Here is a 26,763-nt window from a genome sequence, read left to right on the forward strand (position 1 = left end):
GGGTACCGGACCCCTGCCGATAGGCTGACGGGATGACGCGAGCCGAGCAGCCAACGGCCCACCCTTCGGCCCCCGACGACGCCCTGGTCGCCGACTCCCGGGAGCGCGCCGTCCGGGCGCTGCTGCGTGTACCCCAACTGAGGCGGTTGTGGAGCGCCCAACTGGTGGGCGGCGTCGGCGACGCACTCGCGCTGCTCGTCCTGGTCCTGCTCGCCCTCCAGGCCGCCGTGTCGGACGGCTCCTTCGGCGGCGGCTACCGCGGAGTGGCGCTCGCCGTGTCGGCCGTCTTCGGGGCCCGGATCCTCGCCACGCTCCTCTTCGGAGCGGTGCTGCTCGGCCCCCTCACCTCTCTCACCTCCCAGGAGGGCCCGCTCGACCGCCGCTGGACCATGGTCGGCGCGGACGGCGTGCGGGCCGTGCTGCTGATCATCGCGCCCCTGTGGATCGACTGGACCCCCGAGAACGCGCTGGCCGTGCTCCTGGTGACGGCGTTCGTGATCGGCGTCGCCGAACGCTTCTGGACGGTGTGCCGCGAGAGCGCGGCGCCCGGGCTCCTGCCCGCGCCCCCGCTGGAGGGCGCGACGGTACGGCCGCTGCCGGACCACATGGACGCCCTGCGGCGCCTCGCGCTGCGTACGGGCTTCGTCGCGGCGCCCCTCGCGGCGGTGACCCTCGTCGTCGCCGGGCTCGTCAACAACCTGCTGGGCGCCGGAGTCGCGTGGTTCGAACAGCACCAGGCGGCGCTCGCCTCGTACGTCGCCGCGGGCCTGTTCGCCGCGTCCCTGTCCGTGCTCACGTTCCTCGAACTGCCCGGCGCGCGGACCCCCCGCGCGCGCTCGCCCCTCGAAGGGCTGCGCCGCCCCAAGACGGGCACGGGCATCGACAAGGGCCGTACGGGGGCCATCCCGCTCCTGGTGCTCGCCTGCGCGGCCGTCGCCGGGGCGATCGCGGCCGCCGTCGCCGTGGCCGTGCTGCACGCCAAGGACCTGGGCGGCGGCCCCGTCACCTACGGGCTGCTGGTGATCGCGCTGACCGGGGGTGTCGTGATCGGCATCCGCAGCGCCGCCAAGCTGCTGCCGTCCCTGTCGCGCCGCCGCCTGCTCGCCCTGGCGATCGCCTTCACCGGGATCGCGCTCCTCGCCGCCGGGCTCGTCCCGGACGTCACCACCGTGCTGCTGATCGTCGCCCTGGCGGGCATCGGCGCGGGCGTCGCCGCGAACACCGGGCACGCGCTGCTCGACCAGGAGGCCGAGGACTACCGCCGTTCGCGTACGACGGAACACCTGCACGCGGTCGTACGGGTCTTCGTGGCCCTGGGCGTCCTGGTGGCCCCGCTGGTGGCCGCCGCCATAGGGCCGCACCGCCTGGAGAACGGCAAGTTCGTGTTCGCGCACGGAGGCGCCGCCTTCACGCTGATGCTGGTCGGCGCGCTGCTGCTGCCGGTCGCCGCACTGGTCCTGGCCAAGGCCGACGACCGTTCCGGCGTGCCCCTGCGGCACGACCTGCGGGACGCGCTGCGCGGCGGGGACGATCCGGCGCAGGCGCCCACCGACTCCGGGTTCTTCATCGCCCTGGAGGGCGGCGACGGCGCCGGCAAGTCGACCCAGGCCGAGGCGCTCGCGGAGTGGATCCGCGCCAAGGGGCACGAGGTCGTGGTGACCCGCGAGCCGGGCGCCACACCCGTGGGGAAGCGGCTGAGATCGATCCTGCTCGACGTGTCGTCCGCCGGACTCTCGCACCGCGCGGAGGCGCTGCTGTACGCCGCCGACCGCGCGGAGCACGTGGACACCGTGGTGCGGCCCGCGCTGGAGCGGGGCGCGGTCGTGATCTCCGACCGGTACATCGACTCGTCGGTGGCCTACCAGGGGGCCGGCCGCGACCTGTCCCCGACCGAGGTCTCGCGGATCAATCGCTGGGCCACGGACGGGCTCGTACCGCACCTGACGGTTCTGCTGGACGTGGCGCCGGAGACCGCGCGCGAGCGGTTCACGGAGGCGCCGGACCGACTGGAGTCGGAGCCGGCCGAGTTCCACGCGCGCGTGCGGTCCGGTTTCCTGACGCTGGCCGCCGCCGACCCCGGCCGCTATCTGGTCGTCGACGCCGGGCAGGAGCCCGAAGCCGTCACGACCGTGATCAGGCACCGGCTCGACGTGGTGCTGCCGCTCTCCGAGGCCGAGATCAAGGGCAAGGAGGAGGCCCGCAGGGCGGCCGAGGAAGAGGCACGCCGACGGGCCGAGGAGGAGGCCGCTCGCAAGGCCGAGGAGGAGCGACTGGAGCGCGAGCGCCAGGAGCAGCTGGCCCGGCTGCGCGCGGAGGAGGAAGAGCGCAAGCAGCGCGAGCTGGAGGAGGCCCAGCGGCGCGAGGCCGAACGGCAGGCCGAGGAGGCCCGCGAACGTGCCGAGGCCGCACGCGTGCGTGCCGAACAGGAACAGGCGCGGCAGCTCGCGGAGGAGAAGGTCCGCGCGGCCGAGGAGGAGCGCCGGCGCAGGCAGGCCGAGGAGGAGGCACGGCTCCGGGCCGAGGCCGAGGAACGGCGGGTGGAGAAGCAGCGGAAGGCCGAGGAGGCGCTGATCCGGGCGGAGGAGGCGCGACGGGCCGCCGCTGCGGCGGCCGCCGCAGCGGCTACGGCGGCTTCGGCAGCCTCGGCCGCCTCGGCCGCCTCGGTTTCCGAGACGGCGGCTGACGGTGGGGCTGCCGGAGCTCCTGGGATTGCTGGGACGTCAGGAGGGGCCGGTGCCGGTCGGTCGGCGGGCGCCCGTGACGACGAGAGCACGGTGCAGACCCCCGTCGTGACGCCCACGAACGCGTCCGGTGGCCCGGTCGACGAGACGGCCGTGCTGCCGCCGGTGCCGCCGGTGCCGCCGAGGGACGGTGGGCCGGGCGCCGGAGGAGGCGCCGGACCGGACGCCGGACGGGGTGCCGGGCCGGACGCCGAGGAGACGACGGTGCTGCCGCAGCCTCCGGTCCCGCCGGGTTCGCAGGCTCCGCAGGGTGCGGCCGACGAGACCGCTGTGCTGCCGCCGGTGAAGCGTGGTCCGGCGGTGGACGAGACCGCGGTACTGCCCCCGGTACGGGGCGACCGTGGCGGTGAGCACGGGAGTGGGCCGGCGGACCGGGTGCCCCCGGGGTACTTCCGCGAGGAACGGCCGGGAGAACGGCCCGCCGAGCGTCCGGACGACCGACCGGGAACCGGTGCCTCCGACGGCGGCACGCGGGAGCTGCCCCAGGTCGACGCCGAGGGCAGGCCCCGACGGCGCCCCCGTTCGGACTGGGCGGAGGAGACTCCGCTGGACGATCTGCCGACGCTGGCGGACGAGCTGCTGGGTCCGCGTGACGACGACGAGCGGGACGAGGGGCGCGGGCGCCGGCGACGCTGAGGCCGACGCCGACGCCGACGCCGACGCCGGAGCCCTGTCAGGCGGGGCCCCTGCCTGACAGGCTCCGACATGTGGGACTCCGAGATGTGAGGGCTCCCACATGCCGGGGCCTCGGCATGCGGGGCCTCGCGGTGCGGGCCCCCGGAGCCCGGGCACCACGTACCGCGGACCTCGTTGTCAGTCCCCTCCCGCACAATGGGACGCGGCAGGGCACAGGTGCGACGAAAGGGCGGGCACCCCATGACCGTTTGGGACGACCTGGTGGGCCAGGAGAAGGTGAGCGAGCAGCTCGAGGCCGCCGCGCGGGACGCCGACGCCCTGGTCACCGCGGTCGCCGCCGACACCCCGCTGCCCGACGCCTCGAAGATGACGCACGCCTGGCTCTTCACGGGACCGCCGGGTTCGGGCCGTTCCACCACGGCGCGCGCCTTCGCGGCGGCTCTGCAGTGCACGAGCCCCGACCGTGCCCTCGGCGGGATCCCCGGCTGCGGATTCTGCGACGGCTGCCACACGAGCCTGATCGGCACGCACGCGGACGTGCAGATCATCCGCACCGACCTGCTCTCCATCGGCGTGAAGGAGACCCGCGACCTGGTCCGCCGTGCCCAGCTGTCCCCGGCGGTGGGCCGTTGGCAGGTCATCGTCCTGGAGGACGCCGACCGTCTCACCGAGGGTGCGGGCAACGTGCTGCTGAAGGCCGTCGAGGAGCCCGCCCCCCGTACGGTCTGGCTCCTGTGCGCGCCCTCCCTGGAGGACGTGCTGCCGACGATCCGCTCCCGGTGCCGCCACCTCACGCTCCGCACGCCCCCGGTGGCCGCCGTCGCCGACGTCCTCGTCCGCCGCGACGGCATCGAGCCGGAGATCGCGGCGTTCGTGGCGCGGGCCACGCAGGGCCACATCGGGCGCGCCCGGCGCCTCGCCACGGACGAGCGGGCCCGCGCGCGCCGCTCCGCCGTCCTCAAGCTGCCGCTACGGGTCGATGACGTGGGCGGCTGCCTGAGAGCCGCCCAGGAACTGATCGACGCCGCCTCCGAGGACGCCAAGCAGGTCGCCGAGGAGACCGACGTCAAGGAGACCGAGGACATGAAGGCGGCCCTCGGCGCGGGGCAGGGCGGGCGGATGCCGCGTGGCACCGCGGGCGTCATGAAGGAGCTCGAGGACAAGCAGAAGCGCCGCAGGACACGTACGCAGCGCGACAGCCTGGACCTGGCCCTGACCGACCTCACGGCCTTCTACCGGGACGTGCTCGCGCTCCAGTTCGGCACGAACCTCGCCCTCTCCAACACGGAGATGGGGGACACCCTGGACCGGCTGGCCCGCGGCTCGTCGCCCGAGGCGACCCTGCGGCGGATAGAGGCGATCGCCGCGTGCCGCGAGGCGCTGGACCGCAATGTGGCACCGCTGCTGGCGGTGGAAGCCATGACGATGGCGTTGCGGGCGGGCTGACCCGGGACGCGGCGCCGAGCCGGGTTGACTCCGTCACTCGTACGAGGCATGTAGGACACTCTGTGCAATCAATCCGTGGCTCAGGGTTACGCTCGGTTGATGGACACCAGGCGCCGGCCCAGGTCATTGCGGGCCCATCGATCCCTCCGCGTGTACGGCACCGTGATCGCTGCCGCCGGACTCCTCGTCTCCGCGTGTTCCACGGGGGGTTCGACGAGTTCCGCGAGCCCGGCGGGATCGGTGGCGCTGCGCGCGCTGCCCGAGGCCACTCCGTCCGCGCTGGCCCCGTACTACGGGCAGCGGCCGAACTGGCGGGAGTGCGGAGTCGCCGGCTTCGAGTGCGCCACGCTGAAGGCGCCGCTCGACTACGCCGAGCCGGCCGAGGGTGACATCCGGCTGGCCGTGGCCCGCAAGAAGGCCACCGGCCCGGGCAAGCGGCTCGGCTCGCTGCTGGTCAACCCGGGTGGGCCGGGCGGATCGGCGGTCGACTACCTCCAGGCGTACGCCGGGATCGGCTACCCGGCGACGGTGCGCGCCCGCTACGACATGGTGGCGGTGGACCCGCGGGGCGTCGCCCGCAGCGAGCCCGTCGAATGTCTGGACGGGCGGCGGATGGACGCGTACACGCAGACGGACACGACCCCCGACGACGCGCGCGAGACCGGCGAACTGGTCGACGCGCTCAAGGGGTTCGCGGAGAGCTGCGGAAAGCGCTCGGCCAAGCTGCTGCGCCATGTGTCCACGGTCGAGGCGGCCCGTGACATGGACCTCGTGCGGGCCGCGCTGGGCGACGAGAAACTGACGTACGTGGGTGCTTCGTACGGCACGTTCCTCGGGGCGACCTACGCGGGCCTGTACCCGGAGCGCGTCGGCAGGCTGGTCCTGGACGGCGCGATGGACCCGTCCCTGCCCGCGCGGCGGATGAACCAGGACCAGACGGCTGGCTTCGAGACGGCCTTCCGGTCCTTCGCGAAGGACTGCGTGGGCGCGTCCGGGTGCCCGCTGGGAGGGGCGGGCACGTCACCGGAGCAGGTCGGCAAGAACCTGAAGGCGTTCTTCCGGAAGCTGGACTCCACCCCCATCGACGCGGGCGACGCGGACGGCCGCAAGCTGGGCGAGGCGCTGGCCACGACGGGCGTCATCGCCGCGATGTACGACGAGGGGGCCTGGCCGCAACTGCGCGAGGCCCTCGCCGCGGCGATGCGGGACAAGGACGGAGCGGGGCTGCTCGCTCTGTCCGACAGCTACTACGAGCGGGACGCGGACGGCCGGTACGCGAACCTGATGTCCGCCAACGCGGCGGTCAACTGCCTGGACCTGCCCGCCGCCTTCGCCTCGCCCGAGGAGGTCGAGAAGGGCATCCCCGCCTTCGAGAAGGCGTCCCCGGTCTTCGGTGAGGGCCTCGCCTGGGCCTCCCTGAACTGCGCCTACTGGCCGGTCGGACCGACCGGTGAGCCGCGCCGCATCGAGGCGAAGGGCTCCGCCCCCATCGTCGTGGTCGGCACCACCCGGGACCCCGCGACCCCTTACCGCTGGGCCCAGGCCCTCGCCACCCAGCTTGCCTCCGGGACGCTCCTGACCTACGACGGCGACGGCCACACGGCGTACGGGCGCGGCAGCGAGTGCATCGACACGGCGATCAACCGCTACCTCGTCGAAGGGGTGCCTCCGAAGGACGGAAAGCGCTGCTAGATGCCGTGATCGCGAGCCGCCGCTCCGGACCCCTGCCCGGCGGCAGGGGTCCGCGAGGACCCGGCACACGACATGCGCGAAGCCGCTCCGAGACCGCTGCCGGGCAGGCCCGGGGGCGGTACGGAGCACCCCTGGAAACTGTGTAGACTTGCTGACGTTGCCGATCGCACCATAGTTCCGGCAGCACGCCGCCTTAGCTCAGATGGCCAGAGCAACGCACTCGTAATGCGTAGGTCTCGGGTTCGAATCCCGAAGGCGGCTCCATCAAACCCCAGGTCACATGGCCCGTGACCTGGGGTTTTCGTTTTTCGTGGCATGCGACATCACGCGGCTTCGGTGCCGCGGGAGTGGTTGCGTGAGCGATGCGTGAGCGGACCGGCCCAGTAGGGGCCGGCTGCAGCACGCCGGCGGCAGGCAAACAGTGGGACCTGCTGAGCAGCGATGCATCACGCTTTCGATCCGTAAGAGTCTTCGGTCGCACGCCTCACGCTCGAGGTGGACGCCTGTGGTGAGAATTCCTAGGGCGACGAGTGCCGCCGGGCGTTAAGGGGCGCGATCGGGTGCTCGAAGATCCAATCTGCAGTTCTCTGATCGCAGCTCACGCAAGGCCGCAGCAGCCTAGAGTGGCGAAGCTGGGTAGATGAAACGTTGAGGAGTGAAGGCGCATTGGTGCGTTGCGTTTGCGGGGAGCAGGTAGGTGAGAATGACACTTTTTGTCGGGCCTGTGGTGTACGCACATCTATGGTCGGCTCACTGTGCGGAACGCTTGCCCGGCGGGCCGAGCTGACCTTCGAAGCTCTGGCTGCCGAACACCGTAAGGGCTGGCCATCGAGCGAAGTGACGCACACCGAGGAAAACCTCCGGGCCATCGATCGGGCACATGGAGACCGGGTGGCGATCCGTCCATTCACGAGCGATGACGAGCGCTCGAATGGGGCGGACTGGGAGTGGTGGTTTTATTCTGGGGTCGTGGGGTTTGGCATGCGAGTCCAAGCGAAGCGTGCCAATCGGAATGGCGGATACGACCTGCGGTATCGACCCGACGGCGATAGGTATCAGAATGATCTTTTGATCGAAGACGCCATGAAGGAGGGCTGCATCCCCGCATACGTCTTCTACAACCACCTCAACTGGCCACAAATTCGGCCAGGCAAGCCGTGGTTGGGCTGCGACCACGGTCCCTTCACCGAGGGGCAGCTGGGATGCACCATAGCGTCGGCCCTGGTTGTCAAGCAGGCCCTTCGCGGAGCGCGCGTGAGCTCGCGATATGTGAAGCATCGCAGCCGTCCTTGGAATCGCATCCTTTGTGATGGGAGTGAATCCAGTGCGCCAAGCTTGGAAATTGCTTACGGGAGGGTGCTGAGTCTGCACCAGGCAGCTCTTGCGGAGCTTGAGGGGGAGGCGGAACTTTCGGAAGCTCCTTCAGCAGTGGCTAGGCGTCCGATCCGGTCTGCCATGTCAAAAAAGTCCAGCCGAGTTGATCGTCATCAGCACGACGGCGAGGATGACCGTAGGCGGGCCGATTATGAGACGACTCGTGGTGCAGCGCCGCTTAGTTCAACTGAAGGTGACCTTCGCGGACAACTACGGGAAATGACGGATCGTCCAGTGGGCCGGCTTCCGTGGCGCGTGCGAGCCATGATCCGTGGTGCTGAGGGGGAACCGACCGATGAGCGAGTTGCAGGTGCGGTGCTAGTTAACCTCAGCTCCGCTGAGACCTGATGAGGTCTGTCCAGGGCCGTGGCTCGCGGGCATGCCGGAGACGGCTCTCGCTACAGAGAACCCTTCTTTCTTGGGCTTCTTCACCTTGCCCTTCTTCTTTCGCTTGCCCTTCTTGGCCGCCTTCGCGGCCTTGCGAGCCGCCTTCTCTTCCTTGGCCTTGCGCTGAAGGGGGACCAGCTTCGCGGTCGCCTCGGCGGCGCTCTTGCCGACCTGGGGCAGGACGCTCTGGTAGATGTCCCGCGTGATCCGGGTATCACTGTGACCGAGGGTGTCCGACACGATCTTGATGTCGATGTCAGCGGCGAGCATGAGGGTGGCAGCGCCGTGACGGAGGTCGTGCAGACGGATCGGCGGAAGTCCGGATGCGGCGACGAGGCGCTCGAAGAGATCGGTCACCTTGCCCGGGTGGAGCCAGGACCCGTCCTCCTGGGTGAAGACGTTCCCCGTCTCGACCCAAGCGGTGCCCCACTCCTGGCGGTCAGCCTCCTGCCGCGCACGGTGCCGCTTCAGGACGTCCACGGTGTCGTCGTCGAGGGCGACCACGCGATACCCGCTGTCCGTCTTGGGATCGGACGCCTCGACCCCCCAGCCGTCCTGCACGAGTTGGGAGGAGACGGTCAGGGCGTGCGTGTCGAGGTTCGTCTCCGACCACGGCAGCCCGCACGCCTCGCCACGGCGAAGGCCACGGAAGGCGATCAGGTGCCACATCGCGTACAGCCGGTCTTCGGCGACGAAGTCGAGGAACGCTCCTGTCTGCTGCGGCGTCCAGACCATCACCGGCGACGGCTTCTCGCCCGTTTGCTCCCACTTGGCGACCCGCTCGTCCGTCCACACGAGCGCCTTCGGCTTGCGCACGGGATCGATCTCGACGTGGGCGGCGGGGTTGAAGGTGATGATCTGCTGCCCGATCGCGTCGTTCAGGGCCGCGCGGAGGGTGGCCTTGACGTGCTGGCGCGTGGCGGGGCCGGTGACGCGGCGGAAGGGCGGCATCTCATCGATCGCGGTCTTCATCGTCTTCCGGCGGGCGCGATTCTCCCCGCCCTTCCACGGTATGGTCGCCAGCTCGTCGAGTGCGGCGCGCCGTTGAGCGTTGTCCTCCAGGATCTGGGCGTTCGCGTCGCGGATGTCGGTGAACATCTCGCTGAGGTGGCTCACGCGGAGCCGGTCCAGGCGGCGGGTCCCGATGCGAGGCTTCAGGTGCACGCGGATGTCGGTCTCGTAGCGGTTGAGGCCGGACTTGCGTATGCGCTTGCCGGCCAGCCACCGGTCGAGCCACTCGGCCACGGTCAAGCTGCCGATGAGGTCCTGGCCGGAGTTGAGACGCCGCCTCGTCTCCTCGACCTCGGGCAGAGGCGACCGTTCGCGGCTGACCTCGGCCAGCATCTCGGCGATGAGTTCGGTGCCCTCGGGGTCGTCCGATTCGGCCAGCCCGAGGAGGGCGCGCACGTGGTCGAGGTCGGCCTGGGCCGCCTTGAGGCTGCTGTACCCGCCTCGGGCGAAGGAGCGCCGACTGCCCTCCTCGCGGGGCGAGAGCTCCTGGCGTACGGAGTAGGTGCAGTGGTTCCTGCTGTTGCGCTTGGGGCAGGAGGTGCCGAGTTCCTTGCCGGTCTTCGGGTCGCGGCAGGAGCAGCGGCGGTAGGTGGAGCCCTTCAAAGATCATTCTCCTCGGTGGTCTCGGGATCGCTCCCGGATGAGTCGATCGCGGTGGCCACGTCTGGCCGCAGGGACGGGGGAGTGACGCCCTCTTCCCGGATGAACGCGCGGATTCTGCGCAGGTGGCTGGCGGCGTCGTCGGCCGCCTCGGCGGCACGGGCCTGAGAGCGGAGGGCCTCGGCTTTACGGTCGGCATTCGGGGCGGTCTCGGCGTGGTAGCGCGCGTGGTCCTCGTCGCGGCGCGCCTTCCGTAGTTGCTCCTCGGCGGCGTGGTGGGCGCGGAAGTAGCGGAGCATGTCGTCGTCCGTGCCGAGGTCGGTCTCCTCCCCGGTGAAGCGGCGCAGCGCGTCCAGCGAAGTGGTGGGGTGCTGAAGCGGGAGTCGCTGCACGTCGTCGACGTAGCCGACCGGGTAGACGAGGCAGATGGGCGGGGTGTTCAGGGCTTCGGCCAAGACGATGACGTCGACCAAGGGCAGGTTGGAGCGGCGTCCGGACTCCATGTTGGCGATGACGTTGCGGGGGATCGGGTGGCCGATCTCGTCGCACTTGTCCGCCAAGTCCTGTGCACTCCAACCCAGTTCCTTCCGTCGTCTGCGGACTTCGGCGGCCACGGTGGCCATGACCTGATCCACCCACTCCGGGACGCCGTCCTCGTCATCGACCTTCCTGGATCCAGGATCGCTACGGCGCTGTGTCATTTAGACACAGTAGCTCGCTTAGCGTTGATTCCAAGACCTGGAGACGGGCGCGATAGGCGCGTTCGCCGTGGGCTCAGTCTTGGATGGAGCGCGCATGCGCGAGAACGAAGAGGCCGGCCGAGTGAAGGGGATGAGCCGCGAGGAGCTCCTTGAGCTCCCCGCAGCCGTTGACCTGGAGACGGGCAACCGGGCGCTGGGACTGGGACGGAGCAAGGGGTACGAGCTCGCCAAGCGCGGCCAGTATCCGTGCAAGGTGCTCCGTCTCGGAAACGCCTACCGGGTGGTGACCGCAGACTTGTTGGCCCTGTTGGGGCTGGCAGCGTGAAGCGCCTGACGCGTAGCAGATGGTTCTGCGCTGAGCTGACACAGAAACGCTGGACTGTGGCACGGCGTGGACGTACTGTCCGTGGTCGCTCGCGGTGCCGAGAGGCCCGCGAGAAGAAGGGGAGCCTCCGGCGGTGCAACGCCGGAGGCTCCGAGACTCCCCAGCAATCCCGTGAGAACCGACCCGGCGGCAGGGGTGTGCAAACCCGAAACCGCCAGACGAGGAGCCGCCCAGTGCAACCCGAGAACCCCGAGACCTATTCCGTCCCCGCACGAGCGGCCTGGCCCGCCACAGCCATCCCCGGCCGGCCCGGAGCCCACCTGCGTCCCGCGCAGGCCGACGGCAGGGTGGACCCGAGCGACGGTACGGCCGATGACAGCACCAACGAGGCGGACCCGGCGATCGGCCTGGATGCCATGCCCGACGCGGAGCCGACGGTCGGCTCGAAGGCTCTGGACGAGCTGCGCTCGCAGATAGCCCGGTTCGTGATCCCGCCCTCCTCTGAGGCACTGGACGCGATCACTCTGTGGGTGGCAGCGACACATCTCCAGCCGGCGTGGCAGCACGCCCCTCGGTTGGCAGTGGTGGGGCCGGCGAAGCGCTGCGGCAAGTCGCGGTTGCTGGACGTGCTGACCGAGACGGTCCACGAGCCCATGCTCACCATCAACACCACACCGGCGGCCATCTTCCGCTCGATCCACGAGGACGAGCCGCCGACGTTGCTGGTGGACGAGGCCGACACCATCTTCGGTCCCAAGGTCGCGGAGAAGAACGAGGAGACGCGCGGCCTGCTCAACGCCGGCCATCAGCGCGGGCGGTACGTCACCCGGGTCGTCGGCAATGATCACACCCCGCACAAGTTCGCCACCTTCGCGATGGCGGCCATCGCGGGAATCGGGGACCTGCCGGACACGGTCATGGACCGGTCGGTGGTCATCCGAATGCGGCGCCGGGCCGAGGGTGAGAAGGTCAAGCCCTTCCGCTCCCGCCGGGACATCCCGGCCCTGCACGAGCTGCGCGACCGCATCCACGCACTGGCCAGGCCGCTGCTGGAAGACGCCGCGAACCTGGAGCCGGACATGCCGGTCGAAGACCGCGCCGCCGACACGTGGGAGCCCTTGGTGATCGTCGCTGACCTGGCGGGTGGTCGCTGGCCCCGGCTGGCGCGCATCGCCTGCGCGCGGATGGTCGCTGCCGAGGTGGCGGCAGAAGAGGACCACCCCAGCGGGGCGCGCATCCTCGCCGACATCCGTCGGGTCTTCTTCGCCCAGAGGGAAGCGGACAGCCTCTCCACCGAGGATCTTCTGCACTACCTGAACGCGGACGCCGAAGCCCCGTGGGGAGAGCGAGGCCGCTACGGCCTGACCGCCCGCGAACTTGGCGCGATGCTGCGCGACTACGACATCCGGCCCGGCAATGTACGCATGGCCGACCGGAGTCAGCGCAAGGGCTACATGCGCCACAAGTTCCTCGACGCGTGGCGGCGGTACTGTCCGGCCGTCCACCCAGTCGAGGCCCGCGGCGGCGATAGCTGATCCGCGGCTCCTGGTTGCCGTACTTGCCGTCCCTGCCGTGATCTCGCAGGTCAGACAGCACGCCGGCAAGACGTCAGCCAGGGGCAAGACGGCAACGCAGGCGTTTCCAGGCGTGATGCCCGTCGGAGACGTTGCCGAAATCCGTCTCGCCACGTCCCAGGCGTCCATGCCGTATCGCCGCAGCTCACAGCCCTGCTTACTGGGACGGACGGTGCTGTGCAGCCGTCCCTTCAGGGGACACAGCGACCCAAGCAAGGCCCGTCCCGAAGGCACCGCGTTCTTGTCCCGAGTCGGGACAAGAACGCCGCCCACCTGTCCCGACTCGGGACAAGACGCCAGCACCCGCCGGGACGGGCGCATCAGGAGAGCTGCCGTCCCGCCCTGACCTGCACGTGCAACGGCCGAGACGGCAAAGACGCCGCACACCGCTACCCCCAGGAGCCTTCCGCTTGACCACTCCTCCCCTCACGCAAGCCCCACAGCCGCACGATGACGTCCCCAGCGAAGGGCGTCCGAAAAGGAAGGCTGACGTCGAGCAGTTCGCGCTCGGCGCGGCCGGCATCGTCATCGTCGCCCTGACCGCCGGAGCGTTCTGGCTCTCCTACGCGCACCTGGCTGACGTCGCCGGCCAGCACGGGCTCGGAGCGTCGCCCATTCGCCGCTGGGCCTGGCCCGCCACCCTGGACGCGTTCATCATCGCGGGCGAACTGCTCATGCTGCGCGCGGCACTGCGCCGAGTCACTGACCCGTGGGCGATCGCCGTGACCGCCGTCGGATCGGTCGGCTCCATAGCGCTGAACGTCGCCGGGGTCAGCGGCACGGGCAACGCACGCACCGCCCCGTTCCTCGACTACGTGGTCGCCGCCGTCCCTCCGGCCGCCGCGATGGTCGCTTTCGGCGTCCTCATGCGACAGATCCACCAGCTCGTCGCACCGTCCGACGACTCCCCGAACACCGGTTCCGTACAGACGCCGGAGCAAGCGGTCGGCGACTTCAGCCACAGCCACCTGCCAGACGCCGCTCCTGCCGGTTCACGAGCCTCCGGTGGCGAGCGGACGGAACCCGCAGCACAGGCTCCGGAGGGCAAACCGAGCGGTGGCCGTCCGGCGAAGGCGACCATCGCGGAGCTGGCGGATATCGGTCGGGCCGCCGGTCGCCAGCACGGCAAACTCACGCGCGGCCTGCTCCGAGCGGCAGTGAAGGACCGGGACCTGACGATCGGCAGTGAGCGGCAGACCGAGGTGATGGAACTGCTTCGGCCGGAACTAGAAGCCGCCGGGATCGAGGTCTCCAAGCGCTGACCGCCGCCTGCTCGGGTGACCGGAACCCTTCCGGTCGCCCGAGCAGACGGCCAACCGCTCAGCCAATCTCCACACCCTGTGGACAGCACGACGACCATGCCGGGCAGGCATCTCCGCTCCGCCTGCCGGCCGTACCTGGAGCAGCTTCCTTGACGCACGACGAGCACCCGCCTGAAGACACCGACGCTGAGACACCTGGGTCGTCGCACTCCCCAACGCTGCTGGGACGTCTGCGGCGGGCGTTCGGACGGACGGCCCCTGGCGGAGCCAGTAGTACCCCGAGTCCGACTCAAGGCCGGTCTTCGGGGGTCTCCGCCCCGGGGGCGGCGGAGACGGCCCAACGCCAGGGGGCGCCGAACCAGGAGGTCGGGGCCGAGGGCAGCCCCGATCTGGACACTCTGCACGCTGTCCAGCAGCAGATTCTCCGCCCCGAGTCCGCAGCCACCCCGGCGGCCGTTCAGGGAGACGTGCAGAGCGTTCAGCCGGCGATCCGTCGTTTCAGCGGCACGAAGCGGGCCCTCCGTGTCGGTCCGATGCGGTTCACCAGCGACGAGCACGTCAGGCTCCAGGAGGCCGCCGCCGAGCACGGCTACAAGGGGGAGTCCGGTTTCGCCGCCGACATCGTCCTCGCCTTCATCAGCGGCCGGTTCACGGCGAATCTGCCGCTGTCCGAGGACCGCCGCCGCACTCATGTGTTCCGTGCCCAGGTGCTGCGCGAGCTCAACCGCATCGGCGTCAACGTCAACCAGATCGCCCGTGCCCTCAACAGCGACCTGACTCCGCCCGACATCCGTCACCGTCTCGGCGAGCTGGACTGCCTGCTGGAGCTGATCGCCGAGGCCCTGCGTGAACCCGACGGCACCAGGAAGGACCAGGCCGCGTGATCGCCGCCATCAAACCGGCCGGGTCCAACACCCGTGGCCTACTCGCCTACCTCTACGGCCCCGGCCGCCACGACGAGCACACCGACCCGCACATCGTCGCCGGCTTCGCCATGCTCGGCATGCCAGACCCCGGCCGTGACCAAGACGCCACCCTTACTCAGCTCGCCCGCCACCTCGACGAGCCTGTCCTGCTTCGGAACAGCGAGTTCGGCAAGAAGGTCACCGACCATGTCTGGCACTGCCCTGTCCGCGCAGCCCCCGAAGACCGCAGCCTCTCCGACGCCGAGTGGGCCGAGATTGCCCAGCGGATCGTCGAAGCCGCTGACATAGCGCCTGCCGGAGACGACCTCGGCTGCCGTTGGATCGCCGTACGCCACGCCGACGACCACATCCACATCCTCGCCACCACCGTTCGCGAAGACGGCCGCCGCCCCAGGCTCCACGACAGCGGCGTCCGTGTCGGCGACGCCTGCCGTCAGATCGAGAAGGACTACGGCCTACGCCAGCTGAAGAAGGGCGACCGCACCGCCGGACGCCGGCCCACCCAAGCCGAGATGCACAGGGCCGAACGGCTCGGCTGGGAGCAGACCAGCCGCGACTGGCTCCAGGACCACATCCGCGCTGCCATCCCTCACGCCGGCAGCGCAGAGGAACTCCTCGCCTACCTCGAAGCAGACGGCATCGCGGTCAAACCCCGCCGCGGACCGTCCGGAGACCTCCTCGGCTACGCCGCCGGCCGCCCCGGCGACCTCAATAGCGACGGCGAACAGATCTTCCACCCCGGCGGAAAGATCGCCCCCGACCTCACGCTCCCCAAACTGAAGGCCCGCCTCGAAACCACCGCGCTGGAGGAGCACCCCACCGCCCGCCGCAACCAACCTGCTACCCCCTGGCACCAGGCAACCGACGCCCTTGACGGCCTCCGCACCGACATGGCCGACGACACTCATGCCCAGGCCCGCATCACCGCGCTTGGCGAACTCATCGAGGCGGCCGCCCAGAAAGTCCCCACTCACCTCCAGGCTGAACTCCGAGCCGCATCTCGAGCTTTCGCTCGCGCCCAGCGCTCCCAGATCCGCGCCGAGAACCAGGCCGCCCACACCCTGCGCACCGCCGCCCGCGACATCGCCCACGGCACCACCGGTCCCGATTCAAGCGCCCTGGCCACCCTGCTCGCCGCCCTCGTATGGGCTACGGTGCTTGCCGCCCAATGGCACAACGCGAAGGACCACGCCCACCAGACCGAATCCGCCCGCCAGGCCCTTCACCACCTTCAGGTGGCAGCCGATCAGGCCCTTACACCCGTTCTCGACGGCCTCGCCACCCGTCAACCGAGCGAGCAGGCTCGCCGGACCCTCGTCCACGACGTCCGCGCCGCCATCCCCAACCACGCCGACCGCATTCTCAGCGATCCCGCCTGGCCCGCCCTCGCCGCCGTCCTCGCCGATGCCGAAGCCGGCGGCCACAAGCCCCACCAGCTCATCAAGGAAGCCGCTGCCCAACGTGAACTCACCACCGCCCGCCAACCCGCACGGGTCCTGATCACACGCATCCAGCACACGAGCCGCAACCCGGCGCCGAACCTCCGAGCCGAAGCCGCCCGCCGACGGACCACCATGCGGCAATCCGCGCTTGGACCCGCACTGGATGGGGCACAGCCCGCCTCGCCATTGGTGTCCGTGCATCCGAACAACCGTCCACGGCGGTGAGGGCGCGGGCTCAGCCATCAAGCCCAGTCCGCGCACTTTTCTCTGAGAGGCTTGCTGTCCGGTGCGGGCTGGGCGACGCGGCCGGGGCTGTCCAGGAACTGCACACCCCCGACCACCGCGGTCTTCGCGGTCGCGCTCACGCGGCCGTTGGCTTGGTTTTCGTGCGGGCCTGTTGCAGCAGCTCCCGTAGCCAGCCCATCACACCCGCAGAATTCTGGGTGCGGTCGATTTCGCTGAGGACGATCTCCCAAATTTCCCGAACGCCCGCCACATCTTCCTTGTAGTAGGCGTCGCGGACGCCCTCGCGGATCGAGTCCTCGGTGAAGGTCGCGTAAATACCGAGGAACTGGCGCGTCATGAGCCCGCTGGTCTGCCGCGGGTCGTAGACGATGTGGTGGCCGTCGTTGTCGAGCCGGTGAGTGAAGTACTCATCCGGGCCGAGCGGGGCCTGCTCGATGTGGAGGTGCTGGCTGCCAAGCCCGTTGGGCAGCCGTCCGAAGTGGTCGCACATGCGGTCACGGAAGGCGTCGTAGCCAGCACGTGTGGTCAACGTCGTCATACCGTCACCTCCGTCGACTCGCTGAGGACGTTACGCATCGCCGCTTCGACGGCGGCCCTCGGGGATCCGCAGACGATGATGCGGACGATCACGTCGTCGGCGAACTTCTCCACGGCAGGGGAGCACGAGCCGATTTCCCGCATCTTGGTACGGAACGCTTCCACCTCGGCGATGGCGCGTTCGGTGACGGACGTGGCCTTCATGCTGCCACCCCCGGAAGGTTGACGTACTCGGTGCGGAGGTTGACGAGCTGGGCGTGGGCCTCGCGCAGGGAATCGACCCGCTTCTGCAGGCAGCCGATGATCACCTGCAGTGTGTCCGGTTCGAGGTATTCGATGTAGTGGTCATCGAAGACCTCAATGGCCACGAAGGGCAGCCTCTCCGCTGGCCGACCCGAGAAGGGGTGGGACTGGATCTGCCAGCTGAGGAAGCGGAAGTCCTCCGGGCCTCGCGTGGTGCACAGCGGGCCGTAGAGGGGCAGTTCGTCGGCTGTGCCGGGTATATCGCAGTAGATGTCGTGCGGGTGCGTGGGCGTGTCGCTGTCTGCCTTGTGGTCGACCGTGCAGCCGGGCATGCAGGTCACGGTCACTCTTTCGCCCGTGACGGTGCTGGTGAAGGTGAATGTCCGCTGGACAGGGGACCCTCCCCCGGCGGGCTCGCTGTCGGACGGGGCTGCGGGGACGGGCTGGAGCCGGGCAGCCTGGCCAGCACTCCCGAGAGGCTGGCTGGTGTGGCCCTCGTGGCCGTTGCCACTGGTGGCCGTTGGCGTGTCTTGCATGCTTTGTCTCCTCCGTTACGGGAGTCGGGCTATGGCCCCACCTCCGGTGCTGAACCCGCCGGCCGGGACCCTTGCTTTGGTGATACGCGCCCTGCCGAACGGTGGTCGAGGGAGTTGTCCCGTTCGAGGGGACCAGGCCGGACTAGGTCCTCTTCGCGTAATTGGTGCGTAGAATGCGCCCTTTCACCTGGCGGGGTGACCCACTGGGTACCTCCTTGGCCAGGGCCTCGCAGGAGCGACCGGGGTCGCTTACGTCTCAGGCGAGACGTCACCCCCCCTGTGGTCATCGAGTCGTCGAGGGAAGTTGCGGCCGAGGGCGGCCAGAATCTCGACGGCTGCGGTGATGTACCGGTACGAGGATATGGCCCCGATGCCGAACCTGGCCGTGAGCTGGGCAAACGGGTGGCCGTTGCGGAGATGGAGAACGAGCGTCTGCGCTCGAAGGCGCCAACTGAAAGCGAACCCACTTCAGAAGGAGCGGGCTCCTATCGCAGCCCGGTTGGGAGTATCCAAGGGCAGCGATTCAGACTTGGGTCCTGGAAGCTTTGCCTCACTCGCTTGCGAGCAGCTCATAAGCTTCTCCGGCACAACCCCATGACAGCGTGACGCCAGCGCCTCCGTGCCCATAGTTGTGCACGACCATGGTGCCGTCCTCCTGCCGATCAGCGCCCACCCGGACCGTAGCCCGGGTGGGCCGGGCACCGATCCGATGCTCCAGAACGCGGGCTGTGGCGAGACGGGGTTCGACCTCGGCGCAGCGGGCCAGGATGTTGGCCGCCGCCGTGCCGTCGGAGGCTAGGCCACCCTCACCGTCGATGGCCGTGCCGCCCAGGACGACAGTGTCGCCGTGTGGGTAGAAGCACAGCAGGTCCGGTGAGAGGCCGGTGTCCTCGGAAAAGAACTCGGTCAACCCTGGGTTGGTGACGACGACGTGTTGGCCGCGGATGGGCCGCAGGTCAGGGTCAGGGAGTAGATCCTTGGCACCGAGGCCCGTGCAGTTGACGATCACGGTGGACGGGCCGGCGTCCGAGAGTGACGCCAGGCGTCGCCGCTCGACTGTTCCACCAGCGGCATCAAGCCGATGCAGGAGGTAGTTGAGGTAGGTGGGCATGTCGATCAGCGGCACGGTGAACCGGTAGCCGGCCGAGAATTCGGCCGGTAGTTCAGCCGGCCCGCACGGCCGGAAGCCGGGTAGGGCGGTTGCCCAGGCCGGTGGCGCCTTGGCTGTGCGGGATGCCTCGATGCCGCTGGTGAGCCGGACGCCCGTGGCCGGATCCTCGGCCAGCCTACGGAAGATTTCCAGAGACCGTTGTCCCCACTGGTCAACCTTGTCCTTCGGTTCGACCAAGTACGGACCCCACATCGCCCCGGCCGCCAGCGAGGTGACGCCTGGCACCTCCTCAGCGATGACATGCACCGAGACGCCGGCCTCGGCGAGAATGACAGCGGTGGTGAGCCCTGCCACCCCAGCCCCGACAACGACAACACGCTCCCCTGCGGCCATGATCCTGACCCTAACGGCCGGGTGGTGTCGACGGGGCATGTTGAGCGAGGGCGTGCTCCAGGGTCGGCAGGAAGCTGCGAACGTGGGCGTTGCGCTGTCGGCGGCGCAGGTCTGCGGCGAGCTGGTGGAGCAGGGCCGCGCTGCGTGGTGAGCGCACGACGTCGAGGCGGTCGGTGACGATCTGGCCGGCCTCGCAGGCGGCCTCCAGATCACCACGGGCGCTGTAGCCCAGGGCCAGCCAGGCCCCTTCGAACATGGCCCTGCGCTGGCTGGGGTCACCGCGCGGGACGTCGTACGCCCCGGACCGGAGCATCTCCGCACCCTGGGCGAGGAAGCGTCGTCCCCGCGTACCACCGTCCGTCTTCAGCTGGGCGCGGCCCATCTGGACAAGGCCGTAGCCGGCCTGGCAGTCGAGGTGGTTGTCGGTGAGGAAGTACATCCAGCGGGGTTCCTCCTGGGCGCCGTCCCGGCTAGTGATCAGTTCGCGTGCGGCCCCACGGGTGTGGGCGAAGTCGTTGTCACGGTCGGCGGTGGCGTACGCGTACGCGAGCCGGGACAGGACGGATGCCCGTACGGCCGGCGGTGCGGCGTCGCTGGCGCGGCGGGCGGCTTCGCCGAGTGCGATGGCGTCGGCCGGGTGGCCCCGGCTCGCGGCCTGGAACGAGAGGTCGCCAAGGATGTGGGCGCACAGGGGAAGGTCGTTGACCTGATGCGCCGCGCGTAGCGCCGTGGCGAAGTAGCGCTGCGCCAGACCGTGATCGGCAGCGTCGAACGCCATCCAGCCGGCCAGCTGGCCGATCTCCGCGAGCGCGCGAATGAGACGGCTCGCGACGGCGGGAGCGTGACCGCCCTCGCGGATCAGAAGGCCGACCGCACGGAACTGGGCACCTACGTAAGGGAGATGCCGTGCCCCACCGTGCTCGTCATCGAGCGCGGAGAGCATAGGCAGGTGCTGATCGACTTGGTCTACGAGCGGATCGGCACCCACGGACGGTGAGATCCGATGCGTGTACTGGCCGCGCCCCGCGGTGCCGTCGAGGTACTGGGCGACGATCGCGAGGAGCCCCGCACCTGAGATCGCGAGGAACCGGCGTCGGTCGACGAGCCCTCCCATCACCCAATCCTCCACGGTCGCCTCCATCCCCTGCACGGTCCAGGGCCGTGCGAGATCCGTGTCGGCCGGAACGAGCGTCGAAGAGTCGCCCACGCGGCCCTGCCAGAGTTCGGCCACCGACACAGGTCTACCCAGCTCCTGGGAGAGCACGTAGGCGGCCATCATCGGCAACGGCGAGCGCGGCAACGAGCCGGCGTCCCGCCAGTGGTAAGGCGCCGACTCAGCAACCGTCCCAGCTCCGAACACCCTGTTGAGCTTGCGAGCGAGAGCCTTCGGGCTCCACCCGAGTTCGTCGAGGCACCCCGCCAGTACGGCGTTGGGTTCCCCTGCCTGCGGTGCCACGTGCGACCACCTCTTGCCCCAGTGGTTCGTCCATCACTTCTCGCGCTCCCTCATGGTGCCGCCCTCGGGCCGCTGGTTCACCTGCCGCTTAACGAAGTTGACCGAGTTGACCCGTTGATCGGGTCCTGCACGACCCCGCTCCTCCGGTGTTCTTGGACCCCGGCGGAAGGCGCCGCCCTCGGTGCCGACGGAAAGAGGTGGGCCTTGAGATACCGCACGAGCACCGCGCGAAGCCGTCTCGGCGGTGTGCTGGACCACGACACCGAGCGTCCGGCGTGCGGCCCGGCGTCCGGACATACCGACGGCGCCGGCGGGACCACGCTGATCACGGATCTGCCGTACGGGCCGAAGGCGGCCGAAGTCGCCAGGGAGGCTGTGGCCGTTGCGCTCCACGGAGCCGAGGAGACCCTCCTCGATGACGCACGTCTCATCACGTCGGAGCTCGCGACGAACGCTTTCGCCTCGGGCAGCCCGCCCCTGGTCCTGTGCGTCGATCGCGCAAACCCGACCACCGGCGGTCTGGAGGTCGAGATCACCGTCACCGACGGCGGCTGCTCTCAACGGGCGCCGTCTTCCCCTCAGGCTCCGGGCAAGGAGGCCGAATCGGGACGAGGTCTGGTCATCGTCGAGGCCCTAGCCGACGCCTGGTCGCTGACGACCGGCACCTGCGGCACCCGCGCCTGGTGTCGGCTCACCCGTGAGGTTCGGTCCTCGACTGCCAGCGCCTGATGCCCTCGCCCGTGACACCCCTCTTCGAAGGAGGCACCACCCAGTGCGCATGCACCATGCAACTTCACCACCCCCGCCCACGGTCGTGTCGGAGGCTGTCCGGCGGCCCCGCGTCATCGTCGCCCTCCACGAGGGCTTCTACGGCGCAGCGTCGGGCACTGGATTCAGTAACCGTTCCTTCCTTACGGCGCTCGCCCGCATCCTGCCGCCAGGCCGCCTCTGTGTCATCACCCCGCACGTGCCGGAGACAGAGGGAGCGCACGACCGGCGGTGGGCCGGCGAGGTCCAGCAGATGCTTCGTCAGGCCGAGGCCGACGTCATCACGACCCCGGAGGTCCAGGCGGCGCCGGAGTCGATCCACGGTTCCGTGCAGCTGTGCGACTTGGCGGGCGAGGCGGCCGTACGCATCGCTGAGCGAGCGAACCGGTGCCTCCTCATCGGCCTCGACATCCCGTTCCTCGGGCTGGCGCCCTACACGTCGCCGACCACGGACCTGCTACTCGTTCCCCGTTCCACGACGGCGCTGACGCGGCCCAAGGATGTGTCCCGCGTTCGCTGGGAACGGGGCGCCCTGCGGGCGGCAACGGTCCGTGGCGGGCGCATCGGCGCCATCTCCTCCCACATGAGGGGCCATCTCCTCGTCAACTACGCCGTCCCTCGGGGAAGCATCGTGAGCATCCCGAACGGGCTGATACGGGAGGAGATGGCCAGGCCGACCATCGTGCTGCCTCTGCCCTTCAAGGCCCGCGCCGGATTCCTTCTCGCCATGGGCCGTGCCGTGCCGACCAAGGGCTTCGATGACCTTCTGGAGGCGCTGCTCCTCCTCAAGCAGCGTGGGGTTCGCGCTCCGCACTTGGTCCTGGCGGCCGTGACCTCGGACGAACACGAGCGCCCCACCTCATACCAGGAGGACCTGGCGGCGCACATCCACGCACACGGCCTGGACGCGACCCTGATCACGCGCTTCACCCCGGCGATCCGCGCATGGCTGTACAACCCGGCCCTGCGCGCAGTCATCGCTCCCTCACGCGAGGAGCCCTTCGGGCGCATCCCCCTGGAGGCGTTCGCGGCCGGAGCCGGCCCAGTGGTGGCGACCACGGCCGGCGGACTCGCCCAGACGGTCGTCGAAGGCGAGACCGGCTTCACCGCCGCACCACGGGACGCCAAGTCTCTGGCCTCCGCGATCCATCGCGCCTTGACCGTCCTGCCCAGGGAACGTGACCGGCTCCGGAGCGCCGGGGCGGCCTTGGTGCGCTCGCGTCACGACTACGAAGCCAGCATCGCTTCCGTCATCGGGCGCATCGCCCCTTGGGCCCTGGAACCCGCGTCAAGCGCGGAAGGACGATCACGATGAACCGGCCGGTTGTGTTGGTCAGCCTGGAGTCCCCGCACCGCTTCTGGCGGCTGTCCGTCGAGCACGAGCGGGCGCTGTCAGCCGCCTTCCCCGGAGTGGAGTTCCGTACGGCGACTGAGGAGACCGTGCCGCACCAGTTGGCCGAAGCGCACGTCTATTTCGGCTGGACGTTCAAGCCGTCGTGGCTGTTCGGCGCCCCGCACCTGAAGTGGATCGCCTCCCCGGCAGCCGGCACCGACCATCTGCCTGTTGCCGAGGCCCACTCCGTCGGAGTCGCTCTGACCCGCTCGTACGGGTTCCACGGCAGGCCCATGGCGGAGCACGCCATGGGGATGCTCCTGGGATTCTCACGTGGCCTGTTCAAGAGCCAGCGGGTCCAGCGGAACCGTTCCTGGTGGAAGGACGACCTGGCGGAGGAGTTCTTCGACCTGGCGGGCGCGACGATGACCATCGTCGGCTGTGGCAGCATTGGCGAGCACCTCGCTCGCGCGGCCCGCTCCTTCGGAATGGACGTCGTCGGCGTACGGCGCACCCCGCCGGTGGCCGTCGAGAGCCGGATCACGTGGATGCACGCGTCGGCAGTGCACCAGGCGGTCGCCGTCGCCGACGTGGTGGTCGATCTGCTGCCCGCCACCCGGGCCACTGACCGCTTCTTCGACCACGACCTCTTCACGACGTTCAAGCCGAAGTCCCTTTTCCTCAATCTCGGCCGTGCGACGACCGTCGACCAGTCGGCCCTGCTGGCCGCTCTCAACGCTGACCACCTTCGCGGCGCAGCCTTGGACGTCTTCGCCCCGAAACCGCTGCCGGTCCGCCATCCACTGCGGCTTCACCCGCGGGTCGTCCTTACGCCGAAGAGCTCCACGCTCAGCCGCACGTACATGGACGAGGCGGTCGCGTTCTTCGCCGACAACCTGCGCCGCTACCTCACCGACCAGCCGCTCAACGGCCTGGCCGAGGTGCCCGCTGCTCGCTCTCCCCTCGTAGGAGGCTGACCGATGCCGACCACACGCCACCGCGACCTGGTTGCCGCTTTCGCGACGACCGGCCGCAACCACCCCTACCTGGCCTTCACCCTGAACTCGCTCTGCAACCTGGACTGCGTGTTCTGCAAGCCTCGCTGCATGCCGGACTACGGGCACAAGGACCGCCCCCTGACCGCATCCGACTACGCGGCCATTGCCGCCGAGGCCGGCGCTTGGAAGATCAAGAAGGCGCACTGCTCCGGCGGCGAGCCGACCCTCCGGGCGGACATCCTCGACGTGATCGCGGGACTGGCGGACGGCCTCGGGTCCGATGCCGCGATCGGCATGACCAGCCACGGCAACCTGCGCCGCGGCCTGAGCGTCGAGAAGCTCCACCGCGCCGGCCTGACGTACCTCAATCTCAGCCTCCACAGCCTCGACCCCGCCCGGTCCGCCGAGATCATGGGCGGCGGTGACCCGCGCGTCACCCGGCGCACCCTCGACACCGCTCTCGCCCTCGGCCTGCGCGTGAAGATCAACTGCGTTCTGCAGCGCACCTACCTGGATGACGCCTTCGCCGTCGCCGAGCTTGCCCGCGACCTGCCCATCGCCGTCAGGCTGATCGAACTCCAGAACATTGGCCCCGCCCAAGAGCTCTTCGACACCGAGTTCATCAGCGAGGCGGAGGTTCGAGACCGTCTCCACGAGTGGTTCGCGAACGCCGGCGAGGTGCGCAGGGACGAGCTCGGGGTCCGCAGCCCCGGGCAGTATCTTCGCCCGGACGGCTGGGCGGGCTCGATCGGCTTCATCTCGAACTCCAGCTGTGCCACCTGCTCCGACGCCAACCGCATCAAGATCACGCCCACGGGCGTGGCCCGCCCCTGCATCCTCCACAACCGCGACATCCCTCTGAAGCCCCATCTCGCCGACGGCACCCTCGGCAACGCCTTCGCCCACCTCTTCCAGGCCATGCTCGACCGCAACGCCAACGACGCCTGGCAGGGCTTCCACTACGTCGACTACGACCTGCGCTGGGACCGGATGGAGCGTCCCGAAGGCACCCCGGTCCTGCCGCTTCTCCCTCTCCTGACCACGGAAGCGGCCCGGCCCTCCTGCGCCCGCGCATTCACCGAGGAGGGGTGATGGTCATGGTTGAGGCGCCCCTGTACCCGGGGCTCGGGGCGCTGTACGAGCGCGAGCTGGACGCTCACGGGGTCGGCGCGGCGATGCTCACCCACAAGTGGCAGTCGGCCGACCTGCTGGCTCCCCACTCCGACATCGACGTGCGGATCCTCATCCCAGAGGCACCGACGGACTGGGAGGAGTGGAACCACCGCCTGGCCGCCGCTCACACGGCCGCGGTCGGCAGGGACATCTCTCACAAGCGTCTCTTGGAGCACCCGCCCGGCTTCGCGTTCACCATGGTCGAGGCCGACGGACGGTTTGTCTCCGCGCCCGAGCTGGCGACCTGGTCGCTGATCAGCGGGAGCGTCCGTGACTTCCAACGCTGGAAGTCACGGGCCCAGATGGCGCCGTGGCGCGAGGTCGACGAGCGGTTCTACCGGGGAATCCTCCAAGCCCGGCTGGGCGGCCGGTACCAGCTGGCGGCGGACAGCACCGACAACGTGGTGGAGGACGTTGCCGCGTACCGGCGCCACTGCGTGGCCTGGCACTACCTCGCCCCGTGCTGGTTCGCCGCAGCCGCTCTCGCGACACGGACCCGCTGCCCCGGCAAGACGGCCGCCCTCACGCAGTGGCGGCCGGACGGGCTGGACGGGTACGCCGAACTGTTTCTCGGGCACGCCGACGACCGGTCCGACGCTCGCCCTCGGGGCCCGCGTCACCTGCTTCGCACGGCCCATGTCGCGCTGGAGGCGGCGATGCGCCGCGTTCCCGACGCGCCCAGCACCGTCGGCGAGTGCGACCTTCACGCCGACACCGACTGGGTGATGACAACCGGGATGCTCCGCGTACGCGTCGCCCGCTGGTTGTACTACCTCGACCCGCCGCCCGGTGTCGCGACCGAGTATCTGATCCGGCGCGAAGCGAAGGAACTCCGATCCGCCGCAGGGACCTTGAACGAGCTCGCGGCCGACGAGACCACTCCCGCCCAGCGGCTGGCCGCCCGAATGGCGAGGCTGATCCCCACCGGCCCGACCACCGCCGGTGCCCTGCGCGCGACCCTCGCGCTCTGGCACCAGCAGAGGTCCACCGTGCAGGACTTCCTCAGCCACACCCCCGGTGACGTCCACCCCTGACACGAGGAGTCCCGTCATGCCCGCGCGTGCACCCCTGCCCCGCACCCTCAAGACGGCCAAGGTCAAGATCACGACCAAGTGCAACCGGTCCTGCGACTTCTGCATCTTCGCCGACGGCGCCCAGGGCGAGAACATGCCCATGGAGCTGTTCTCCACCATCCTGGCCAGGCTGGAGACCATCCCGTTCCAGCAGCTGCACATCAACGGCGGCGAGCCCACGGTGCACCGGGACTTCCCCGCCCTCAGCGACGCGGCCCGCGCCCGCCTGCCCGACAAAGTCATGGTCCTCGGCACGAACGCCATCACTCTGGCCCGCAACAAGCGGATCATGGACGCCACTCTCCGCTCGTACGACCAGGTCCTCATCGGCTGCGACGACGAGCACGAGAACTACGACGAGGTCCACGCTGTAGTGCCCCGCCTCCGCGAGGCGGGCAAGACCGTGGTCATCAACAGCGTCTTGGAAGGCATCAGTGCCGCCCGCCTCACGCATCTCGCGAGGCTCTGCGACTCGTACAGCGCCATCCACGTCACCAACCACGTGCACCACGTCGACGTCGGCCAGCCGGCGAACGAGCTGCGTGGCCTCTGCGACCGCTATCTCGACCAGCACCTGATGATCGAGATGGACGGGTCCTGTTACCGCTGCTTCAACGCTATGGCGAAGGACGACAGCGAGTTCAGCATCTGGGACGAGGACTTCGCGGCGAAGGTCTTCGCGCCCCGAGGCCACCACTTCCGATTCTGCCTGCGCTGCCACGAGTACACCGACTCCGGCGCCGCCCTCCTCCCCGCCCCGGCCCTCACTGTCTGACCGC

General features: G+C 69.8%; 22 protein-coding genes and 1 tRNA gene. 16 read left to right on the forward strand and 7 right to left on the reverse strand.

Features of this window, described 5'->3' with window-relative positions:
- The first annotated feature begins 32 nt into the window (after window positions 1-32).
- The 5 genes from tmk to ACFYXC_RS18230 all read left to right on the forward strand — a co-directional run bounded on the left by tmk (window position 33) and on the right by ACFYXC_RS18230 (window position 8,237).
- Window positions 33-3,377, forward strand: a complete 3,345-nt coding sequence (gene tmk, locus ACFYXC_RS18210; protein WP_389552563.1) for a dTMP kinase — start codon at window positions 33-35, stop codon at window positions 3,375-3,377.
- Window positions 3,378-3,617: 240 nt separating this feature from the next.
- On the forward strand, window positions 3,618-4,823 hold the full coding sequence (locus ACFYXC_RS18215) for a DNA polymerase III subunit delta' (protein WP_388911755.1): 1,206 nt from the start codon (window positions 3,618-3,620) through the stop codon (window positions 4,821-4,823).
- A gap of 99 nt (window positions 4,824-4,922) precedes the next feature.
- Window positions 4,923-6,515, forward strand: coding sequence for an alpha/beta hydrolase (locus tag ACFYXC_RS18220; protein ID WP_389552566.1), 1,593 nt, complete (start codon window positions 4,923-4,925; stop codon window positions 6,513-6,515).
- Between the two features lie 187 nt (window positions 6,516-6,702).
- Window positions 6,703-6,779, forward strand: a tRNA-Thr gene (locus ACFYXC_RS18225).
- A 477-nt stretch (window positions 6,780-7,256) separates the two neighbouring features.
- Entirely contained in the window at window positions 7,257-8,237 is a 981-nt protein-coding gene (locus ACFYXC_RS18230; protein WP_389552567.1) for a DUF6615 family protein, read from the forward strand.
- Here the strand turns inward: ACFYXC_RS18230 and ACFYXC_RS18235 are convergent.
- Both ACFYXC_RS18235 and ACFYXC_RS18240 read right to left on the reverse strand, forming a co-directional pair.
- On the reverse strand, window positions 8,208-9,890 hold the full coding sequence (locus tag ACFYXC_RS18235) for a tyrosine-type recombinase/integrase (protein ID WP_389552570.1): 1,683 nt from the start codon (window positions 9,888-9,890) through the stop codon (window positions 8,208-8,210). The genes ACFYXC_RS18230 and ACFYXC_RS18235 overlap by 30 nt on opposite strands.
- Window positions 9,887-10,588: a helix-turn-helix domain-containing protein gene (locus tag ACFYXC_RS18240; protein ID WP_389552573.1), complete on the reverse strand. Its 702-nt coding sequence runs from the start codon at window positions 10,586-10,588 to the stop codon at window positions 9,887-9,889. Before ACFYXC_RS18240 ends, ACFYXC_RS18235 begins: the two co-directional genes overlap by 4 nt.
- A 94-nt stretch (window positions 10,589-10,682) precedes the next feature.
- On the opposite strand from ACFYXC_RS18240, the gene ACFYXC_RS18245 reads away from it, so the two are divergent.
- From ACFYXC_RS18245 to ACFYXC_RS18265, 5 genes are all read left to right on the forward strand, one after another.
- Window positions 10,683-10,913: a hypothetical protein gene (locus ACFYXC_RS18245; protein ID WP_161379343.1), complete on the forward strand. Its 231-nt coding sequence runs from the start codon at window positions 10,683-10,685 to the stop codon at window positions 10,911-10,913.
- A gap of 233 nt (window positions 10,914-11,146) precedes the next feature.
- Entirely contained in the window at window positions 11,147-12,448 is a 1,302-nt protein-coding gene (locus tag ACFYXC_RS18250; protein WP_389552576.1) for a DUF3631 domain-containing protein, read from the forward strand.
- 449 nt (window positions 12,449-12,897) lie between these two features.
- The gene (locus ACFYXC_RS18255) at window positions 12,898-13,749 is read left to right on the forward strand and encodes a DUF2637 domain-containing protein (RefSeq protein WP_389552579.1); all 852 of its coding nucleotides are present in this window, start codon (window positions 12,898-12,900) and stop codon (window positions 13,747-13,749) included.
- A gap of 467 nt (window positions 13,750-14,216) precedes the next feature.
- Entirely contained in the window at window positions 14,217-14,633 is a 417-nt protein-coding gene (locus ACFYXC_RS18260) for a MobC family plasmid mobilization relaxosome protein (protein ID WP_389552582.1), read from the forward strand.
- Window positions 14,630-16,342, forward strand: a complete 1,713-nt coding sequence (locus ACFYXC_RS18265; RefSeq protein WP_389552585.1) for a relaxase/mobilization nuclease domain-containing protein — start codon at window positions 14,630-14,632, stop codon at window positions 16,340-16,342. Before ACFYXC_RS18260 ends, ACFYXC_RS18265 begins: the two co-directional genes overlap by 4 nt.
- Window positions 16,343-16,478: 136 nt before the next feature.
- Here ACFYXC_RS18265 and ACFYXC_RS18270 read toward each other — a convergent pair whose 3' ends face one another.
- The 5 genes from ACFYXC_RS18270 to ACFYXC_RS18290 all read right to left on the reverse strand — a co-directional run bounded on the left by ACFYXC_RS18270 (window position 16,479) and on the right by ACFYXC_RS18290 (window position 20,639).
- Window positions 16,479-16,901: a hypothetical protein gene (locus ACFYXC_RS18270; RefSeq protein WP_389552588.1), complete on the reverse strand. Its 423-nt coding sequence runs from the start codon at window positions 16,899-16,901 to the stop codon at window positions 16,479-16,481.
- Window positions 16,898-17,104 (reverse strand): hypothetical protein, encoded by a 207-nt coding sequence (locus tag ACFYXC_RS18275; protein ID WP_030404200.1) that lies wholly within the window; start codon window positions 17,102-17,104, stop codon window positions 16,898-16,900. Before ACFYXC_RS18275 ends, ACFYXC_RS18270 begins: the two co-directional genes overlap by 4 nt.
- Window positions 17,101-17,679: a DUF6907 domain-containing protein gene (locus ACFYXC_RS18280; RefSeq protein ID WP_389552591.1), complete on the reverse strand. Its 579-nt coding sequence runs from the start codon at window positions 17,677-17,679 to the stop codon at window positions 17,101-17,103. The genes ACFYXC_RS18275 and ACFYXC_RS18280 overlap by 4 nt, the downstream gene beginning before the upstream one ends.
- A gap of 550 nt (window positions 17,680-18,229) precedes the next feature.
- Window positions 18,230-19,183, reverse strand: a complete 954-nt coding sequence (locus tag ACFYXC_RS18285; RefSeq protein WP_389552594.1) for an FAD-dependent oxidoreductase — start codon at window positions 19,181-19,183, stop codon at window positions 18,230-18,232.
- 10 nt (window positions 19,184-19,193) lie between these two features.
- Window positions 19,194-20,639: a carph-isopro domain-containing protein gene (locus tag ACFYXC_RS18290; RefSeq protein ID WP_389552596.1), complete on the reverse strand. Its 1,446-nt coding sequence runs from the start codon at window positions 20,637-20,639 to the stop codon at window positions 19,194-19,196.
- 246 nt (window positions 20,640-20,885) lie between these two features.
- Between ACFYXC_RS18290 and ACFYXC_RS18295 the strand changes: the two genes are divergently transcribed.
- From ACFYXC_RS18295 to ACFYXC_RS18320, 6 genes are read left to right on the forward strand one after another with little or no spacing between them, the layout of a single operon-like run.
- A complete protein-coding gene (locus ACFYXC_RS18295; protein ID WP_389552598.1) occupies window positions 20,886-21,368 on the forward strand; it encodes an ATP-binding protein in 483 nt (160 codons plus the stop codon).
- Between the two features lie 43 nt (window positions 21,369-21,411).
- A complete protein-coding gene (locus ACFYXC_RS18300) occupies window positions 21,412-22,722 on the forward strand; it encodes a glycosyltransferase family 4 protein (protein WP_389552601.1) in 1,311 nt (436 codons plus the stop codon).
- Entirely contained in the window at window positions 22,719-23,717 is a 999-nt protein-coding gene (locus ACFYXC_RS18305; RefSeq protein WP_389552604.1) for a D-2-hydroxyacid dehydrogenase, read from the forward strand. The genes ACFYXC_RS18300 and ACFYXC_RS18305 overlap by 4 nt, the downstream gene beginning before the upstream one ends.
- Window positions 23,718-23,720: 3 nt before the next feature.
- Window positions 23,721-24,830, forward strand: coding sequence for a radical SAM protein (locus ACFYXC_RS18310; protein WP_389552607.1), 1,110 nt, complete (start codon window positions 23,721-23,723; stop codon window positions 24,828-24,830).
- A 5-nt stretch (window positions 24,831-24,835) separates the two neighbouring features.
- Window positions 24,836-25,945, forward strand: coding sequence for a hypothetical protein (locus ACFYXC_RS18315; protein ID WP_389552610.1), 1,110 nt, complete (start codon window positions 24,836-24,838; stop codon window positions 25,943-25,945).
- Window positions 25,946-25,961: 16 nt separating this feature from the next.
- Window positions 25,962-26,759 (forward strand): radical SAM protein, encoded by a 798-nt coding sequence (locus ACFYXC_RS18320; RefSeq protein WP_389552613.1) that lies wholly within the window; start codon window positions 25,962-25,964, stop codon window positions 26,757-26,759.
- Window positions 26,760-26,763: the final 4 nt, after the last annotated feature.

It is taken from the genome of Streptomyces sp. NPDC002701, from assembly GCF_042889045.1.
Classification (GTDB): Bacteria; Actinomycetota; Actinomycetes; order Streptomycetales; family Streptomycetaceae; genus Streptomyces.